This is a genomic window from Caldimonas brevitalea (genome assembly GCF_001017435.1).
Classification (GTDB): domain Bacteria; phylum Pseudomonadota; class Gammaproteobacteria; order Burkholderiales; family Burkholderiaceae_C; genus Caldimonas; species Caldimonas brevitalea.
Genome location: NZ_CP011371.1, coordinates 1,062,628 through 1,079,528, shown reverse-complemented (window position 1 = coordinate 1,079,528; position 16,901 = coordinate 1,062,628). Strand labels below are relative to the sequence as shown.

Sequence of the window (16,901 nt, the reverse complement as noted above, 5' to 3'; positions counted from 1 at the left end):
TGTTTGATCTTGAAGAGATTCAACGTGCCGCCGACCGGTCGGAAATCACGCGCGGCGTCAGGAACACCAACAACTCGGTCTTCTCGGCAGTGCGGCCCCGGGTCTTGAACAAATAACCGAGCACCGGCACGTCACCCAACAGCGGCACCTTGCTTTCCTCTTCGCGTTCGATCTGCTCGAAGATGCCACCAATCACGACGGTGCCGCCATTCTCCACCAACACCTGGGTCTTGACGTGCTTGGTGTCGATCGCGATACCGGCGGGCGTGGTCTGGCCGACGCTGTCCTTGTTGATGTCGACGTCGAGGATGATGCCGCCCTCGGGCGTGATTTGCGGCGTCACTTCGAGCTTCAGGTTGGCCTTGCGGAAGGCGATCGCGGTCGCGCCGCTGGAGGTCGCAACCTGGTACGGCAGCTCGGTACCCTGCTCGATCAGCGCCTTCACCTGGTCGGCCGTGATGACCCGCGGGCTCGACACGATCTTGCCCTTGCCGTCGGCTTCCAGGGCCGACAGTTCCAGGTTCAGGAAGCGGTTGGCCGTGGAGCTGAACAACGACAGCGCGAAGCTCGCCGGGTTTTGACCACCGATGCTGGTCGCCGGCAGGTTCACAAAGTAGGTGTTGGGGATGTAGCTCTCGCCGGTGATTTCCGCCTGGCGGGTCTGTTCACCCACACCCAGGTAGTTGCCGGTCACGGCCACACGGTTGCTGCCGCCGACACCCCAGCCCGGCGTGCCGCCATTGATACCGCGCAGATCGGACGCACCGAGCTTCACACCCAGCTGGCGACCAAAGGTGTCGCTCGCCTCGACGATGCGGGCTTCGATCATCACCTGGCGCACCGGGATGTCGATCTTGCGGATCAGGTCCTGGATCTCTTCGAGCTTGGACGGGATGTCGGTCACGAAGATCTGGTTGGTGCGGGTCTCGAAGATCACCGAGCCGCGCTGGGTCAGGATGGGCTTGGTCGTCGTGCCCGCCCCCTGGCCCATGAGCCCCTTGGTGACTTCTTCAGCCTTGGTGTAGTTGAGCTGGAACGATTGCGTCCGCAGGGGCTCCAGCTGCGTCACCTGGGCCTTGGCTTCCAGGTCGAGCTTTTCCTTCGCGGCGATCTCGTCCTTGGGCGCGATCCACAGCACGTTGCCGGACTTGCGCATGCCCAGGCCCTTGGCCTGCAGGATGATGTCCAGCGCCTGGTCCCAAGGCACGTCTTTCAGGCGCAGCGTCACGTTGCCGGTGACGGTGTCGCTGGTCACCACGTTGAAGTTGGTGAAGTCGGCAATCACCTGCAGCAGCGCTCGAACCTCGATGTTCTGGAAGTTCAGCGACAGCTTCTCACCCTGGTAGCCCGGGCCTTGCACCAGCTTGTTCGGGTCTTGTTTCTGGTGGCGCACTTCGAGCACGAACTGCGTGTCGGTCTGATAAGCGCTGTGCTCCCAATTGCCGCGCGGCTCGACCACCATGCGCACACGGTCGCCGCTTTGCGACGTCGTGATGCTCTGCACCGGGGTGCCGAAGTCGGTCACGTCGAAACGGCGACGCAGGTTGTCGGGCAGCGACGAGCGCAGGAATTCGACCACCAGGCTCTGGCCCTGCTGGCGGATGTCGACGCCAACCTGATTGTTGGGCAGTTCGACGACCACGCGGCCGGCGTTGTCCTGGCCACGCCGGAAGTCGACGTCGCGCAGCGCCATCTGTTCGCGGTTGAGGCTCTCGGCAAAGTGCACCGGCTCTTTTTGGTTGACCGACGACACGTTGCTGCTGGTGCTGGTCGCCTTGTTCGACGTGTCGAGCACGAGCAGCAGCGCCTTGCCTTGCAGTTGCGCCGTGTAGTTGGCAGGCTGCTTCAGGTTGAGCACCAGGCGGGTCCGCTCACCGGCCTGCGCGATGTTGGCCGAGCGCAGATTGCCCTGGTTGATGTCGAGCGAAGAACGGCCGATGGCGTTGGTGACCCCGGGCAGGTCGATCGCGATGCGCGGCGGCGCCTGAATCGTGAAACCCGCCGGCACGCTGCTCAGCGGCTGCGAGAGTTCGATGCGGACCACTTCCGCACCGGCTTGCTGGGTCGTGTTGATCGACTGGATCGCGTTCTGGGCCCAGGCGAGCACAGGCGAAACCAGCAAAGACAGCCCGAGCGCGGCGACGCGCAAAGGCCTGGTGACCATCGAATTCTCAATCATCTTGTTCATTGGGCCTTCTCCTGAAGCTGGAGGCTGCTGATGCGCTCGGTCCACTCACCGGCAGCGTCCTGAACGATCTCCCGGAGAGCGACCTCCGTCTCGGTAATTTTCGTGACCTTGCCGAAGTTCTGACCCAGGTAGTCGCCCACCTTGACCTGATACAGCAATGCGTCCACCTTGAGCAATGCGAACTGCCTGCCCTGCTTCGCCACGCTGCCCACCATCGACATGCTGTCGAGCGGGTAGGCTTCCAGCGGCTCCTTGCGGCGGTTCTGCTCACCCGCCAGCAAGACGCTGGTGCGCTGGGCTTCCTGCTTCAGCGCCACAGTCAGCTTCTGGTTGCTGAACGGCTCGACGCCGTCCAGCGCCGCATACGGTTGCGGGTCGAATTTCTTGGGCGGATCGATGGGCTTGACGCTCGGCTTGACTTCGCGCTTTTGCTGCTCCATCCATGCCTTGATCTCTTCCTGATCCCCTTCGCACCCGGTCAGCAGCAAGGCTGCCACCAGTGCGACGCCTAGGATTGATCGCGAACGACTCACTTCTTGCCTCCCTGACCCTTGGCGCCCGCCTTCGCTTTGCCCTTGCCCTTGCCCTTGGCGGCTTCGGCCTGCTGCTGCGCACGCTGCTCCTCCAGTTCGGCCTGGTCGAGGTAGCGGTAGGTGCGGGCGGTAGCTTCCATGCCGAGTGCGCCGCTGGCGTCCTTGGCAACCGCACTGATGTTCAGGCTGTGCAGCGTGACGATACGCGACAGGTTCGCGACGTCGGCAGTGAAAGCGCCGATGTCGTGGTAGCGGCCCGACACCTTCACCGAAATGGGCAGCTCGGCGTAATAGTCCTTGACGACCACTTGTCCGGGCTTGAACAGCTCGAACTGCAGACCGCGCCCAAGGCCGGCCTGGTTGATGTCGGACAGCAGCGCGTCCATCTCGGCCTTGCCGGGCAGTTGCTTCTCGAGCTGCGTCACGTATTCCTGCACCTGCAGCCGCTGCTTGCGCAGCTCTTCGAGGTTGACCGCCTGGGCCAGCTTGTCGCGGTAGGTCTGCTTCAGCTGCGGCTCTTTGTTGCGCTCGGCTTCGAGCAGGTCGGATTCATCCGACAGCAACAAGAACCAGCCGAGCACGACCATCGCGACAGCGGCGACGAACCATGCCAGCGCCTTCGGCAGGATGGGCCATTGCCCCGGCTCGTTGGTGTCGAGACCGCGGAACTGCGATGCGATTCCGCTCGACAGTTCACTCAGGTCTAGATTGAAAGACTGTTTGGCCATCTGTCGCCTCCCTTCACGACGACTTCCGCGGGGCCGAAGCCGCGCCCGCCGGAACCGGCGCACCGTCTTTCGCATCCGGCGCTTGGGGCCGCTTCAATGCGACCCGCATCGAGAAATCGAACAGCCGTTTCGGATCCAGTTTGTCCCGCGAGGGGGTGTTCGCCTTGATCTCCAGCAGCTCGGGCCGCTCCAGCCACCCCGAGCTGTTGGCGGTGTTGCGCAGCAACTCCGAGACGCGCTCGTTGGTCTGCGCGACGCCGGTCAAGGTGACGTTGTCGCCGTCTTGCCTGATGCTGGTCAGGTACACGCCCTCGGGCGTCTGGCGAACCAGTTCGTTGAGCAGGTGCACCGGCATGTTGCGGTCGGTCTGCAGGTCCTCGACCGCCTTCTGGCGCGCCTTCAGGCTGTCGATCTCGGCGCGCAACTCGGCGATGTCCTTGATCTGGTTGTCGAGCACCGCGATCTCGCGGGTCAGCTCGCCGTTGCGCTCGCGCTGCTGATCCATCAGCGACTGCAACACCAGATACCACCCGGCCACCACCAGCAAGCCGGCACACGCAGAGACGCCGAGCGCCGCGAAAAAGGCCTGCTTGCGCCGGCGGCGCCTTTCCTCCCGGTGAGGGAGCAGGTTGATCAAAATCATTGCAGGAACCTCCGCATCGCGAGTCCGCAGGCTGTCAGATACGAAGGCGCCTCACGGCGCAGCTTGCTTTCGCGCACGCTGGAGCCCAGCTTCATGCCTTCGAAGGGGTTGACCACCATCGAGGCAAAGCCCGTTTGCTCGGTGACACGCTCCTTCAGCCCTGGCAGCGCGGCGCTACCGCCGGCCAGCATCACGTAGTGCACCTTGTGGTGCGGCGTGCTGGTGAAGAAGTACTGCAGGGCACGGCCGATCTCTTGGGACAGGCTGTCGACAAACGGATTGAGGATGAACTGCTCGTAGTCTTCGGGCAGGTCGCCGCCGAGCTTCTTCTGCTCGGCTTCCTCGAACGAGAAACCGTATTGACGCGAGATCAGCTGGGTGAGCTGCGAGCCGCCGAAGGCCTGGTCGCGGTCGTACAGCAGCTCGTCGTCGCGCAACACCTTCAGGCTGGTGGTCTCGGCGCCGATTTCGAACAAGGCCACGAGCGAATCCTTGCCCTCGTTCGGCAGCGTGGTGACCAGGCGGCCCACTGCCAAGCGTGACGCATAGGATTCGATGTCGAGCACCACCGGCTTGAGTCCGGCAGCTTCGGCCAGGCCCTGGCGATCCTGCACCCGGTCCTTGCGTGACGCGGCGATCAGCACTTCGACGTCGCCGGCAGAGGTCGGGCTCGGCCCGACCACGCAAAAATCGAGGCTGACTTCGTCGAGCGAGAACGGGATGTACTGGTTGGCCTCGGACTCGACCTGGACCTCCAGCTCTTCCTCGCGCAGGCCCGCCGGCAGCATGATCTTCTTCGTGATGACGGCCGATTGCGGCATCGCCATCGCGACGTGTTTGGTGCGCGTGCCGCTCTTCACGACAACGCGCCGAACGGCGTCGGCCACTTCGTCGAACTTCTCGATCTGGCCGTCAGCGATCCAGCCCTTCTCGAAACTTTCTGTAGCAAACCGTTCGACGACGTACTCGCCCGCGGCGTTTTGGTTCAACTCGACGAGCTTCACGCTGGACGAGCTGATATCGAGCCCGACAAGCGGCGAATGCTTGCGGCCTAACAAAATGTCAAGAAAGCTCACGAGTCCCCCACCGCGCAAGAGAGTGCGCCGGAGTGTTAATAAGTTACTTCAATGCTAGCAGTAAACCCTTTGAGCAACAAAGACTTTTTCACGGTTTGGCTGCTTCTTCTGCCTGCAAAACCGACCCCGAAAACAGGGGGGTTTCGGGCAAACCCGGGGTCACTGGCGAGCATTGAAACAGAAGGCGTCTTGGTGCATTCGATACGACTGACCCGTGTTCGGGGCCCATTTCTATAATGCGCCCGACTCGTTAGGAAACACATGACAGACTCAGAGCGCACCGACCGAGCACCCGCGGCGGGCACTTCGATTGCTCCGGCAGCCCGTTGGATCTACAAGGGCGCGGCCTGGATCCTCGGGCTCCTGGTGGCCGGCGTGTTGGGGACACTGATGACGGTGGCGATCGCCTTGTCGATCGCCTACCCCAACCTCCCGGAACTGAGCGGCTTGATGGACTACCGTCCCAAGCTGCCGATGCGCGTGTACTCCGCCGACAGCGTGCTGATCGGCGAGTTCGGCGAGGAGCGCCGCAAGTTCGTGCCGATCCAGCAGATCCCGAAGGTGATGCAGCAGGCCGTGCTGGCGATCGAGGATGCCCGCTTCTACGAGCACCGCGGTGTCGACTACGTCGGCGTGCTACGCGCCGGCATCGCCAACTTCATGGAGGTGGGCCGGCAGGGTGCATCGACCATCACGATGCAGGTGGCGCGCAACTTCTATCTGTCCACCGAGAAGACGTTCACGCGCAAGATCTACGAGATCCTGCTGGCGCTGAAGATCGAGAGCTTGCTGAACAAGGACCAGATCCTCGAGCTCTACATGAACCAGATCTACCTGGGGCAGCGGGCCTATGGTTTCGCGGCGGCCAGCGAGATCTACTTCGGCAAGAGCCTGCAGGACCTGACGATCGCCGAGGCCGCCATGCTGGCCGGCCTGCCCAAGGCACCGGCCGCCTACAACCCGATCGTCAACCGCCCGCGCGCGACGCAACGGCAGCAGTACATCATCGGGCGGATGCTGGCCAACGGCTTCATCACGCAGGAGCAGCACGATGCCGCGCGCGCCGAAGTGCTGCGCTACCGGCAGCCGACCGCGGTGCCGCTGCATGCCGAGTACGTGGCCGAAACGGCGCGGATGCTGATCCACAACCAGTACGGCGCCGAGGCCTACACCCGCGGCCTGAACGTCTACACCACGATCCAGTCGAGCGACCAGATGGTGGCCTACCGCGCCTTGCGCCGCGGCATCCTCGATTACGAGCGGCGCCAGGTGTACCGCGGCCCCGAGGGCTATCTGAACCTGCCCAAGGAGCCCAAGGAGATGGACGCCCGCATCGCCGAGGCGCTGGTCGACCACCCCGACAACGACGAGCTGCGAGCCGCGGTGGCGGTCGAGGTGAGCCCGAAGAAGGTGGTCGCGGTGCTGCAGAACGGCGACGACGTGACCATCACCGGCGCCGGCCTGAGGCCGGTGCAATCGGGCCTGTCGGACAAGGCCAACCCCAAGGTGCAGATCCGCCCCGGCGCCGTCATCCGGCTGGTGCAGGACGCGAAGGGCGAGTGGTCGATCACGCAGCTGCCCGAAGTCGAAGGCGCGATGGTCGCCCTCGATTCGAACACCGGCGCGATCCGCACGCTGGTGGGCGGCTTCGATTACGCCAAGAACAAGTTCAACCACGTCACGCAGGCGTGGCGGCAACCCGGCTCCAGCTTCAAGCCCTTCATCTACTCGGCCGCGCTCGAGAAGGGCTTCACGCCGGCGACGGTGGTCAACGACGCGCCCTTGTTCTTCAACGCCGGCACCACCGGCAGCCAGCCGTGGGAGCCGAAGAACTACGACGGCACCTTCGACGGGCCGATGTCGCTGCGCCGCGGCCTGGCGAAATCGAAGAACATGGTGTCGATCCGGGTGCTGCAGTCGATCGGCCCGAGCTACGCGCAGCAGTGGATCACCAACTTCGGCTTCGAGGCTGCAAAACACCCGGCCTACCTGACGATGGCGCTCGGCGCCGGCTCGGTGACACCGCTGCAGATGGCCACCGGCTATGCCGTGTTCGCCAACGGGGGCTACCGCGTCAACCCCTACCTGGTCACGCGCGTGACCGACACCAAGGGCCGGGTGCTGGTCGACACCAAGCCACCGCAACTCGACCCGTCGATGCGCACCATCGACCCGCGCAACGCCTTCGTGATGACCAGCATCATGCAGGAGGTGACGCGCTCGGGCACGGCCGCGCGCGCGCAGGCCACCCTGAAGCGCCCCGACATCTACGGCAAGACCGGCACCACCAACGACTCGATGGACGCCTGGTTCGCCGGCTACCAACCCAGTTTGGTGAGTGTGGTGTGGATCGGCTACGACACGCCGCGCAAGCTGGGCAACCGCGAAACCGGCGGCGGCCTGGCGCTGCCGATCTGGATCGACTACATGCAGCACGCGCTCAAGAACGTGCCGGTGCAGGAGCCGACGCCGCCCGAGGGTGTCGTGAACATCGGCGGCGAGTGGTTCTACGACGAGTTCACGCGCGGCGCCGGCGTGGCAAGCGTGGGCCTGGAAGAGCGGGCGCCCGCGGCGGCCAGCGAGGACGAGCGTCGCAGCATCCTCGACCTGTTCCGCGATTGAGCACGACCCGGGGCGCGGCGGCCTGACCGGCCCCGCCGTCCACCGATCTGCCCGCGGGTGCGTGCCGCGCCCGCCCGGCGCCCGTTCAGGCCGGCGCCGTGAAGCTCAGCGGCCGCCCGGCCTGCTCGGTCGCGCAGGCCGACAGGGCTTCGAAAAACTCCTGGGCGGTGCGCGTGTCGAGCCAGCGGCCGTCCACATACTTGTAGTGGAAGCCACCCGAACGCGCGGCCATCCAGATCTCGTGCAGCGGCGGCTGGGTGTTCAGGATGATCTTGCTGCCGTTCGGAAAGCTCAGCTCGAGCAGGCCGCCGGTGCGCTGGGTGTCGATGTCGACCACGTCGTCCTGCAGCAGCTGGTCGACCCGCGCCTCCACGGCGGCGAGCACCGCGTGTGACTTGCTGTGGTATTCGGAGTCGCTGAGGGGCGTGGGTTGGAGCGTCATCGCCAGTAGAATCGCTGGATGTCCAATAGGGCCCTGATTCTAGCCGCCGGCCTCGCCACTGCCTTCATCGCCGGCCTCTCCGCCTGCGGCCAGAAGGGGCCGCTCTACCTGCCCAGCGCCGCGGCGCCGCAAGGCCCGGCCAGCCGCGCCAGCGCGGCCTCTGCCGCTGCGCCCCCCGCGGCCTCCGCGCCCGCGCCTTCCACGCCTGCTTCTCGATGACCCTGCCTGGCTCCCCGTTCCTTGCCTATCGCGGCAAGGAGCTGTTTCTCGAAGACTGTTCGCTCGACGAGCTGGCGGGGCGCCATGGCACGCCGCTGTATGTCTATTCACAGGCCGCGATGCTGGCGGCCCTCGCGCCCTACCAGCGCGGCTTCGCCGGGCGGGATCACCTGATCTGCTATGCGATGAAGGCCAATGCCAACCTGGCGGTGCTGCAGACCTTCGCGCGCGCCGGCTGCGGTTTCGACATCGTCTCCGGCGGCGAACTCGAACGGGTGCTGGCCGCCGGCGCCGATCCGGGCAAGGTGGTGTTCTCCGGCGTCGGCAAGACGCGCGCCGAAATGCGCCGTGCGCTGGACGCCGGCGTGCTGTGCTTCAACGTCGAGAGCGAGGCCGAGCTCGAGGTGCTGTCGCAGGTCGCGGTGGCCGAAGGCCGCACCGCCCACATCAGCCTGCGCGTCAACCCCGACGTCGACGCCAACACCCATCCCTACATCTCCACCGGCCTGAAGGGCAACAAGTTCGGCATCGCGCACGACGGCGCCCTCGCCGCCTACCGCCGCGCGGCCGAGTTGCCGGGCCTCGCGGCGGCCGGCATCGACTGCCATATCGGCTCGCAGATCACGACACCCGGCCCCTACCTCGACGCGCTCGACCGTGTCCTCGACCTGGTCGAAGCGATCGAGGCCACCGGCCTCACGCTGCAACACCTCGACCTCGGCGGCGGCCTCGGCATCCGCTACACCGACGAGCAACCGCCGGCGGCCGACGTGCTGATCGGCAGCCTGCTGCAGCGCATCGACGCGCGCGGCCACGGGCATCGCAAGGTGCTGATGGAGCCGGGTCGTTCGCTGGTCGGCAACGCCGGCGTGTTGCTGACCGAGGTGCTGTACCTGAAGCCCGGCGAAGCGAAGAACTTCTGCGTCGTCGACGCGGCGATGAACGACCTGATGCGTCCCGCGATGTACCAGGCCTACATGCGCATCGACCCGCTGCGCCAGCGCGACGAGACGCCGGTCACCTACGACGTGGTCGGGCCGGTCTGCGAATCGGGCGACTGGCTGGGCCGCGACCGTGCGCTGGCAGTGCAGGCGGGCGACCGCCTGGCGGTGCTGTCGGCCGGGGCCTACTCGATGAGCATGGCCAGCAACTACAACACCCGCGGCCGCGCCGCCGAGGTGATGGTGCGCGGCACCGAGGCGCAACTGGTGCGCGAACGCGAATCGGTGGCCGATTTGTTCAAGGGCGAGCGCCTGCTCGCCTGAACGGCGCGCCAAGGCGCCGCTCAGGCCCGTCGTGGCGGTTGCGGCACGCCTGCCTGTCAGGCCGGCCCACCGCGCCTCGACGCGTCAGGCAGCCCCTTTCAGCACCACCAGGCCTTTCAGGTATTCCCCTTCCGGGAAGGTGATGGTCATCGGGTGGTCCGGCGCGGCGCCGAGACGCGCATAAATCAATCCGTCGACGCCGGCGTCCAGGCCGGCGCCCGCGACGATCTTGTGGAACAACTCGGCCCCGATGCCGCCCGAGCACGAGAAGGTGAACAGCGCGCCGCCGGGCTCCAACAGCTTGAACGCCAGCCGGTTGATGTCCTTGTAGGCGCGCGCGGCGCGCTCGGCGTGCGCGGCGGTCGGCGCGAACTTGGGCGGGTCGAGCACGATGGCGTCGAACGTGCGCCCTTCCTTCAGGCAGCGCCGCAACGTCTCGTTGACGTCGGCGTCCAGCGCTTCGTGGCGACCGGTCTCGAAACCGTTCAGTTCCACGTGCGCCTGCGCACGCGCCAGCGCCGGGCCGGACGAGTCCACGCTGACCACCTGCTGCGCCCCGCCAGCCAGCGCGGCGACGCTGAAGCCGCCCGTGTAGCAATAGCAGTTCAACACCCGCTGCAAACCCAGGTGGCGCACCGTGTCGGCGAACAGCTTGCGGTTGTCGCGCTGGTCCAGATAGAAGCCGGTCTTGTGGCCTTCGGCCACGTCCAGCGTCAGCCGCCAGTCGTGTTCCTGGATCGTCAGCTCGGTCGCCCCACCGCCGCGCAGCCAGCCGGTGACCGGCTCCAACCCTTCGAGGCCGCGCACGCCCGAGTCGGATCGCTCGTACAACCGGGTCAGCCCGGTCGCCTGCAGCAACTGCTCGGCGATGGTGGCTTTCCAGTGCTCGGTGCCGGTCGACAGGAACTGGGCGCTCAGCGTGTCGCCGTAGCGGTCGACGATCAGGCCTGGCAAGCCATCGGCCTCGCCGTGGATCAAGCGCACCGCGTCGCTGGCGACGGGCAAGCGACTGCGCACTGCGAGCGCGCGGCGGATGCGGCGCTCGAAAAAGCCGTCGTCGATGCGCTCGGCTTCGTCGAAGCTCCAGGCCCGCACGCGGATCATCGAGGTGGGGCTGTACGCGGCCCAGGCCAAAAAACGCCCGTCGCTGGCGACCACCCGTACGGTTTCGCCCGGGTCGGCCTTGCCCTTGGCGATGCTGCCCTGGAACACCCAGGGATGGCGGCGCAGCAGCGAACGCTCCTTGCCTTCGCGCAGTGTGATGACTTTCATGGATGAGGGCCTGCTGGAATCGGATGGGGCAGAAGAACGACCACCGCTGCACACGCGGCCTGAGCCGGCCCGCGTGTGGCGATGGGGTGTTGTCGGGTTGCGGATGCGATAGGTCTCAAGCGGGCCTCGGGCGGCCGGTTCGGATCAACGGTTGTTGGAGCGCTTGGCGCGCGGATGGGCCGCGTCGTAGACCTTGGCCAGGTGCTGGAAGTCGAGCTTGGTGTAGACCTGTGTCGTCGAGATGTTGGCATGGCCCAGCAACTCCTGCACCGCGCGCAGGTCACCGCTGGACTGCAGCAGGTGCGATGCGAACGAGTGGCGCAGCATGTGGGGATGGACATGCGTCGGCACGCCGGCCTCGATCGCCCGTTGCTTCAGCCGTGAGCGGATCTGCTCGGCGGTCAAGCGCGTCCCGCGTCGGCCCAGGAACAGCGGCGCCGCGTCCTGCTTGACCAGGCCCGGCCGGATGACCAGCCACGCCGCCAGCGCCTGTTGCGCCGCCGCGCCGATCGGCACCGAGCGGCGTTTGCCGCCCTTGCCCAGCACCTGGGCCTCGCCCGCGGTCAGGTCGATCCAGCCGCGTGCGACGCCACTGGCCTGCACGTCCAGCCCCACCAGTTCGCTGATGCGCAGGCCGCAGCCGTACAACAGCTCCACCAGGCAGCGGTCGCGCGCTTCCAGCACCGGATCGGTGTCGGTGCGCTGCAAGTCGGCCAACTGCATCGACTGGTCGACCGACAAAGCCTTCGGTAGCGGCTTGGGCGCCTTGGGTGCGCGCACCCCTTCCACCGGGTTGTGCGTCAGGCCGCCTTGCCGGCCCAGCCAGCGGAACAACCCGCGCCAGGCGCTCAGCACGCGGGCCAGCGTGCGGCCCGATCGCCCCTCGCCGTGCAACGTCGCCGACCAGCGCCGCACGTGGTGCGGCTGTACCTGCGGCAGCGCCAGCCCTGCCTCGCCCGCCAGGCGGTCGAGGCAAACGAGGTCGCGCGCATAGGCTTCGAGCGTCAACGGCGCCATGCGGCGCTCCACGCGCAGGTGCTCCAGATAGCGCTCGATCTGCGCGTCCACCCGGGCCTCCTCAGGCTTGCGGCGGCAACAAGCGGGCCACCCCGGCGCTGGCGATCTCTCCCACCCGCATCAAAAACTCGGTGCCCATGTCGGCGGTGTAGCGCGTCGGATCGGGCGAACCGAGCACCAGCAGGCCGAACGCCGGGGTCGACAGGCCGTGGCGCAGCGGGATCAGCGCCAGCGACATCACGGTGGCCGAGTCGTCGAGCCACGACACCGGCTCGAAGCCGGAGTTGACGCCGCAATACGGCATCGTCAGGCTGGTGACGAAGGTCTTGGTGTCCTCCTTCACGCCCTGCGCGAACGGCCGCTCGGCGTATTCGGGCCGCACGTGCCACACGCGCACCGCCGCCTGCGGAATCAGGAACTGGTTCTTCAACTCCTCGACCATCAAGGCCGGGACATCGGCCGGGTCGGCCGCCAGCATCAAGGCCCGGGTCCAGCGGTGCAGCTTGTCGGCAATCGCCACGTTCTCCTGGCCGTGGCGGATCATCTCGACCAGCTTGAACTCCAGGCCCTTGATCTTTTCGCGCAGCATTTCCATCTGCCGCTCCTGCAGCGACACGGCACGCTGGCCGTGCGGGCTGGTGAGTTGCACGCTGGCCAGCAACTCGGCGTGGCGCTCGAAAAAGCCGGGGGTGTGCGCCAGATAGTTGGCGATGTCGTCTTCGGTGATGCCTTGGATGCTCATGGTGTAGGGGGGTATGGGTCAGGGGCTCGGCCTGCACGGCCGTGCGTGCGCTAGATCTCGATTTCGCCTTCGAAGACGGTGACGGCGGGCCCGGTCATCCAGACCGGGTGACCCGCACCTTGCCACTCGATGCCGAGCCGGCCGCCGCGGGTTTCGACCTCGACCCACGGGTCGAGCCAGCCGAGCCGGATGCCCAGCACCACCGCAGCGCAGGCGCCAGTGCCGCAGGCGAGCGTCTCGCCGGCACCGCGCTCATAGACGCGCAAGCGGACCTGCGAGCGCGAAACGACCTGCAGGAAGCCGACATTCACGCGGCGCGGAAAGCGCGTATGCGACTCGAGCTTCGGCCCCAGTTCGTGCACCGGCGCACGGTCGACATCGTCGACCCGCAGCACCGCATGCGGGTTGCCCATCGACGCCACGGCCAGTGGCACGGTCTGGCCCGCCACCTCGACCGGCCACTGTGCGTGGTCGCCCTGCGGCTGCGCCGCCAGGCCGGCAGCGTCGAACGGGATGCGCGCCGGCTCGAACACTGGCGCCCCCATGTTCACGGTGACCCGGCCGTCGGGCTGCAAGCGGGGCTCGATGACACCGCTGTGGGTGCTGACGCGGATCGCGCTTTTCTCGCTCAGCCCCTGGTCGCGCACGAATTTCGCGAAGCAGCGTGCGCCGTTGCCGCATTGCTCGACTTCACCGCCGTCGGCGTTGACGATGCGGTAGCTGAAATCGACGTCGGGCGCCGGCGCCGGTCCGACGATCAAGATCTGGTCGGCGCCGACGCCGAAACGGCGGTCGGCGAGGCGCCGGTATTGCTCGGGCGTCAGGGTCAGGGGCTGGCGGGTGGCATCGAGCACGACGAAGTCGTTGCCGGCCCCCTGCATCTTGGTAAAGCGCAGCTTCATGGGGCGGATTATCCGCCGCCCTGGCGGGCGACGTGCGTCAGTACAAGGGCGCTTCGCCGTCCGGCCGGGTCTTGAAGCGCTTGTGCACCCACAGGTATTGCGCCGGGTTGGCCCTGATTTCGGACTCGATCCAGCGGTTCATCGCCAGTGCATCCGCATGGGGGTCGTCGGTCGGAAAGTCGGTCCAGGGCGGCAGAAAGCGCACGCGGTAACCGCGCCCGCCCGGCAGGATCTCGGTCACTACCGGCTGCACCACCATGTCGAGCGCGCGCGCCATGCGCGAGGGTGCCAGCAGCGTGGCGGCCGGCACGCCGAAGAAAGGGATGAAGGCCGCGTCCTGCCGGCCGAAGTCCATGTCGGGCAGGTTGAAGAAGGGCTGACCCTGCCGGATGCAGCGGATCAGCGGCTTGGACGACTCCTGGCGCGAAAAGATGTCGGCCTGCCCGAAGCGCCTGCGGCCCTTGCGGATCGCCGCGTCGAACACCTTGTTGCTCTGCGCCTGATAGATCGACGTGGCGGTCTTGCCCACATGGAGTTGCACCGCGGTGCCGGCGACATCCAGCCCCATGAAATGCGGCACCAGCCACATCACCGGCCGCTCCGCCCGGTCGGCCAGCCCGACATCACCTTCGATGTGAATCAAGCGGCGCAACCGCGCTTCGCTCGCGTACCAGAGCAGCGAACGCTCGAGCAGACTGCGCGTCAGCCACTGGAAATGCTCCCGCGCCAACGCCTCGCGCTCGGCGGGCGACAACGCCGGCAAACACAGCTCGATGTTGCGCAAGGCGATACGCCGGCGCGAGCCGGCCAGCCGGTACAGCAGCCGGCCCAGGCCGCGGCCGAACGCGGCCAGCCATGCCAGCGGCAGCCAGTGCAGCAACCACAACAGCCCGATCAACAGACGCGCGGTCATGTTCACGTCGCCCCGCCCGAGAGGGCTGTGTCGTGGCGCGGTTCCTTGTAGCGGTGATAGCCCCAGAGGTACTGCTCGGGGCACTGGAGGATGAGTCTTTCCATCGCGCGGTTGATGAGAGCGGCGGCCGATTGTGCTTGATCGGCGCCGCCTTCCGGCAACGCCGGCTCCAGGGCGTCCACACGCACCACGTAGCCGCGCCCGCGCGGCAGCCGCTCGCCCCAGACCAGCAGCACCGCGGCGCCGGTCTGCTGGGCGAGCCGCGACGCCAGCGTCATCGTGTAGGCCGGGCGACCCAGGAACGGCGCCCACACGCCCAGCCCCTCGGGCGGCACCTGGTCGGGCAGCAGCCCGACCGCCTGGCCCTGCCGCAACGCCCGGATCATCTGGCGCACGCCGGCCAGGCTGGCCGGCGCGGCCGCCAACCCCGGCCGCCGGCGCGCGGTCTCGACGATCGGACGGATCGCCGCCTTGCGCGCCGGGCGGTACAGCACGGTGATCGGCTTGCCCGGCTCCGTGAACAACTCGGCATACGACTGCGCGGTCACTTCGAAGCAGCCCAAGTGCGGCGTCAGAAATATCACCCCGCGCCCTTGCCGCTTGGCTTCCTCGATCAGCTCGCTGTTGAGCCAGCGCACTTTGTCACCCAGCGGGCGGTCTGCCGGCCGGAACCACAACCAGGGCAGTTCCATCACCATCTTGCCAGCCGCGCCCACGGCGGGACGCACCGCCGACCATGGCAAACCCGACTGAGCAACGTTCTCGCGGAAGCGCCGGCGATAGGTGGGCGAGGCCCACCAGGTGGCCCAGCCGAGAAAGAAACCAATTGCGTGCAAAAGCCCCAAGGGCCAGTGAGAAAGGAAACGAAACAAGGTCTGCATGTTTCTATAATCATTCGGTCGCCGGTTTAAGGAACAACTTGCGGGGCGACGCAGGAGCGAAGCATAGCGAGCGCCTGCCGGACCAAGGTCCAGAAATACCGCTAAAGCGTTCGCCGCTCCTCCAGGTAGCTTGAGCCGGCAACGCGCCCAGGGTTCAATCATCAGATGGAGTCATACAGTGGCGAACGATTTTCTCTTTACTTCCGAATCCGTGTCCGAGGGACACCCCGACAAGGTCGCCGATCAGATCTCTGACGCGATCCTCGACGCCATCTTCGAGCAGGACCCCCGCTCGCGCGTCGCCGCCGAAACGCTGTGCAATACCGGCCTGGTGGTGCTGGCCGGCGAAATCACGACCAACGCGCACGTCGACTACATCCAGGTCGCACGCGACACGATCAAGCGCATCGGCTACGACAACACCGAGTACGGCATCGACTACAAGGGCTGTGCGGTGCTGGTCGCCTACGACAAGCAGAGCAACGACATCGCGCAAGGCGTGGATCACGCGTCCGACGACCATCTGAACATGGGCGCCGGCGACCAGGGCCTGATGTTCGGCTACGCCTGTGACGAAACGCCCGAGCTGATGCCGGCACCGATCTACTACGCCCACCGCCTCGTCGAGCGCCAGGCCCAGCTGCGCAAGGACGGCCGCCTGCCCTGGCTGCGCCCCGACGCCAAGAGCCAGGTGACGATGCGCTATGTCAACGGCCGCCCGCACAGCATCGACACCGTGGTGCTGTCGACCCAGCACGCGCCCGAGATGAGCGACGGCACCAAGATGACGCCGCAGTTCATCGAAGCGGTGGTCGAAGAGATCATCAAGCCGGTGCTGCCCAAGGAGTGGATCAAGGAAACCCGCTACCTGGTCAACCCGACCGGCCGCTTCGTGATCGGCGGGCCGCAAGGCGATTGCGGCCTGACCGGCCGCAAGATCATCGTCGACACCTACGGCGGCGCCTGCCCGCACGGTGGCGGCGCGTTCTCGGGCAAGGATCCGTCCAAGGTCGATCGTTCGGCCGCCTACGCGGCGCGTTACGTCGCCAAGAACATCGTCGCAGCCGGCCTGGCGCGCCAGTGTCAGATCCAGGTGGCCTACGCCATCGGCGTCGCCCAGCCGATGAACATCACGGTCTACACCGAAGGCACCGGCAAGCTGCCCGACGACAAGATCGCCGCCCTGGTGCGCGAGCACTTCGACCTGCGCCCGAAGGGCATCATCCAGATGCTCGACCTGCTGCGCCCGATCTACTCCAAGACGGCGGCCTACGGCCACTTCGGCCGCGAAGAACCCGAGTTCAGCTGGGAAGCCACAGACAAGGCGGAAGCGCTGCGTGCAGCGGCGGGCCTGTAAGGCCCGCGGCCGCGCAGCGGCCCTGACGCCTTGCGGCAAGGCTCACATGGCGCCAGCCATGTGAAGGCCAGCCGGCCGGCGCCACAACGGAAAAACCGCCT

General features: G+C 66.7%; 16 protein-coding genes. 4 read left to right on the top strand and 12 right to left on the bottom strand.

Annotation, left to right across the window (positions count from 1 at the left end):
- Window positions 1–19: 19 nt before the first annotated feature.
- From pilQ to AAW51_RS04755, 5 genes are read right to left on the bottom strand one after another with little or no spacing between them, the layout of a single operon-like run.
- On the bottom strand, window positions 20–2,188 hold the full coding sequence (gene pilQ / locus AAW51_RS04775) for a type IV pilus secretin PilQ (protein ID WP_053013348.1): 2,169 nt from the start codon (window positions 2,186–2,188) through the stop codon (window positions 20–22).
- Window positions 2,185–2,685: a pilus assembly protein PilP gene (locus tag AAW51_RS04770; RefSeq protein ID WP_238947762.1), complete on the bottom strand. Its 501-nt coding sequence runs from the start codon at window positions 2,683–2,685 to the stop codon at window positions 2,185–2,187. Before AAW51_RS04770 ends, pilQ begins: the two co-directional genes overlap by 4 nt.
- A 32-nt stretch (window positions 2,686–2,717) precedes the next feature.
- Window positions 2,718–3,449: a type IV pilus inner membrane component PilO gene (locus AAW51_RS04765; protein ID WP_047193679.1), complete on the bottom strand. Its 732-nt coding sequence runs from the start codon at window positions 3,447–3,449 to the stop codon at window positions 2,718–2,720.
- Between the two features lie 13 nt (window positions 3,450–3,462).
- Window positions 3,463–4,092 (bottom strand): PilN domain-containing protein, encoded by a 630-nt coding sequence (locus AAW51_RS04760; RefSeq protein WP_047193678.1) that lies wholly within the window; start codon window positions 4,090–4,092, stop codon window positions 3,463–3,465.
- On the bottom strand, window positions 4,089–5,168 hold the full coding sequence (locus AAW51_RS04755) for a pilus assembly protein PilM (RefSeq protein ID WP_047193677.1): 1,080 nt from the start codon (window positions 5,166–5,168) through the stop codon (window positions 4,089–4,091). The genes AAW51_RS04760 and AAW51_RS04755 overlap by 4 nt, the downstream gene beginning before the upstream one ends.
- A gap of 261 nt (window positions 5,169–5,429) precedes the next feature.
- Here AAW51_RS04755 and AAW51_RS04750 point away from each other — a divergent pair, with 261 nt between their 5' ends.
- Window positions 5,430–7,790: a penicillin-binding protein 1A gene (locus tag AAW51_RS04750; protein WP_083438085.1), complete on the top strand. Its 2,361-nt coding sequence runs from the start codon at window positions 5,430–5,432 to the stop codon at window positions 7,788–7,790.
- An 85-nt stretch (window positions 7,791–7,875) separates the two neighbouring features.
- Here AAW51_RS04750 and cyaY read toward each other — a convergent pair whose 3' ends face one another.
- Window positions 7,876–8,232 carry an iron donor protein CyaY gene (gene cyaY / locus AAW51_RS04745; RefSeq protein ID WP_047193676.1) on the bottom strand — a complete coding sequence of 119 codons (357 nt, stop codon included), beginning with the start codon at window positions 8,230–8,232 and terminating at the stop codon, window positions 7,876–7,878.
- A gap of 18 nt (window positions 8,233–8,250) precedes the next feature.
- On the opposite strand from cyaY, the gene lptM reads away from it, so the two are divergent.
- The gene (gene lptM / locus AAW51_RS31320) at window positions 8,251–8,451 is read left to right on the top strand and encodes an LPS translocon maturation chaperone LptM (protein WP_083438084.1); all 201 of its coding nucleotides are present in this window, start codon (window positions 8,251–8,253) and stop codon (window positions 8,449–8,451) included.
- Complete coding sequence (lysA, locus tag AAW51_RS04740; protein ID WP_047193675.1) at window positions 8,448–9,716, top strand: diaminopimelate decarboxylase; 1,269 nt, start codon at window positions 8,448–8,450, stop codon at window positions 9,714–9,716. Before lptM ends, lysA begins: the two co-directional genes overlap by 4 nt.
- A gap of 84 nt (window positions 9,717–9,800) precedes the next feature.
- Here lysA and AAW51_RS04735 read toward each other — a convergent pair whose 3' ends face one another.
- The 6 genes from AAW51_RS04735 to AAW51_RS04710 all read right to left on the bottom strand — a co-directional run bounded on the left by AAW51_RS04735 (window position 9,801) and on the right by AAW51_RS04710 (window position 15,443).
- Window positions 9,801–10,988 carry a class I SAM-dependent rRNA methyltransferase gene (locus AAW51_RS04735; RefSeq protein ID WP_047193674.1) on the bottom strand — a complete coding sequence of 396 codons (1,188 nt, stop codon included), beginning with the start codon at window positions 10,986–10,988 and terminating at the stop codon, window positions 9,801–9,803.
- A gap of 144 nt (window positions 10,989–11,132) precedes the next feature.
- Complete coding sequence (locus tag AAW51_RS04730; RefSeq protein ID WP_238947880.1) at window positions 11,133–12,005, bottom strand: tyrosine recombinase XerC; 873 nt, start codon at window positions 12,003–12,005, stop codon at window positions 11,133–11,135.
- 61 nt (window positions 12,006–12,066) lie between these two features.
- Complete coding sequence (locus AAW51_RS04725) at window positions 12,067–12,747, bottom strand: DUF484 family protein (protein WP_047193672.1); 681 nt, start codon at window positions 12,745–12,747, stop codon at window positions 12,067–12,069.
- Between the two features lie 50 nt (window positions 12,748–12,797).
- On the bottom strand, window positions 12,798–13,649 hold the full coding sequence (gene dapF, locus AAW51_RS04720; RefSeq protein WP_047193671.1) for a diaminopimelate epimerase: 852 nt from the start codon (window positions 13,647–13,649) through the stop codon (window positions 12,798–12,800).
- A 37-nt stretch (window positions 13,650–13,686) separates the two neighbouring features.
- On the bottom strand, window positions 13,687–14,562 hold the full coding sequence (locus AAW51_RS04715; RefSeq protein ID WP_047197424.1) for an LpxL/LpxP family acyltransferase: 876 nt from the start codon (window positions 14,560–14,562) through the stop codon (window positions 13,687–13,689).
- 2 nt (window positions 14,563–14,564) lie between these two features.
- Window positions 14,565–15,443: a lysophospholipid acyltransferase family protein gene (locus tag AAW51_RS04710; RefSeq protein WP_047193670.1), complete on the bottom strand. Its 879-nt coding sequence runs from the start codon at window positions 15,441–15,443 to the stop codon at window positions 14,565–14,567.
- Window positions 15,444–15,621: 178 nt separating this feature from the next.
- Between AAW51_RS04710 and metK the strand changes: the two genes are divergently transcribed.
- Window positions 15,622–16,800, top strand: a complete 1,179-nt coding sequence (gene metK, locus AAW51_RS04705) for a methionine adenosyltransferase (RefSeq protein ID WP_047193669.1) — start codon at window positions 15,622–15,624, stop codon at window positions 16,798–16,800.
- Window positions 16,801–16,901: the final 101 nt, after the last annotated feature.

Excerpts from the sequence above, each read along its gene's own strand:
- pilQ (WP_053013348.1), bottom strand. The coding sequence starts at position 2,188 with ATGAACAAGATGATTGAGAATTCGATGGTCACCAGGCCTTTGCGCGTC.
- AAW51_RS04765 (WP_047193679.1), bottom strand. The coding sequence starts at position 3,449 with ATGGCCAAACAGTCTTTCAATCTAGACCTGAGTGAACTGTCGAGCGGA.
- AAW51_RS04760 (WP_047193678.1), bottom strand. The coding sequence starts at position 4,092 with ATGATTTTGATCAACCTGCTCCCTCACCGGGAGGAAAGGCGCCGCCGG.
- AAW51_RS04750 (WP_083438085.1), top strand. The coding sequence starts at position 5,430 with ATGACAGACTCAGAGCGCACCGACCGAGCACCCGCGGCGGGCACTTCG.
- cyaY (WP_047193676.1), bottom strand. The coding sequence starts at position 8,232 with ATGACGCTCCAACCCACGCCCCTCAGCGACTCCGAATACCACAGCAAG.
- lptM (WP_083438084.1), top strand. The coding sequence starts at position 8,251 with ATGTCCAATAGGGCCCTGATTCTAGCCGCCGGCCTCGCCACTGCCTTC.
- lysA (WP_047193675.1), top strand. The coding sequence starts at position 8,448 with ATGACCCTGCCTGGCTCCCCGTTCCTTGCCTATCGCGGCAAGGAGCTG.
- AAW51_RS04735 (WP_047193674.1), bottom strand. The coding sequence starts at position 10,988 with ATGAAAGTCATCACACTGCGCGAAGGCAAGGAGCGTTCGCTGCTGCGC.
- AAW51_RS04730 (WP_238947880.1), bottom strand. The coding sequence starts at position 12,005 with ATGGCGCCGTTGACGCTCGAAGCCTATGCGCGCGACCTCGTTTGCCTC.
- AAW51_RS04725 (WP_047193672.1), bottom strand. The coding sequence starts at position 12,747 with ATGAGCATCCAAGGCATCACCGAAGACGACATCGCCAACTATCTGGCG.
- dapF (WP_047193671.1), bottom strand. The coding sequence starts at position 13,649 with ATGAAGCTGCGCTTTACCAAGATGCAGGGGGCCGGCAACGACTTCGTC.
- AAW51_RS04715 (WP_047197424.1), bottom strand. The coding sequence starts at position 14,562 with ATGACCGCGCGTCTGTTGATCGGGCTGTTGTGGTTGCTGCACTGGCTG.
- AAW51_RS04710 (WP_047193670.1), bottom strand. The coding sequence starts at position 15,443 with ATGCAGACCTTGTTTCGTTTCCTTTCTCACTGGCCCTTGGGGCTTTTG.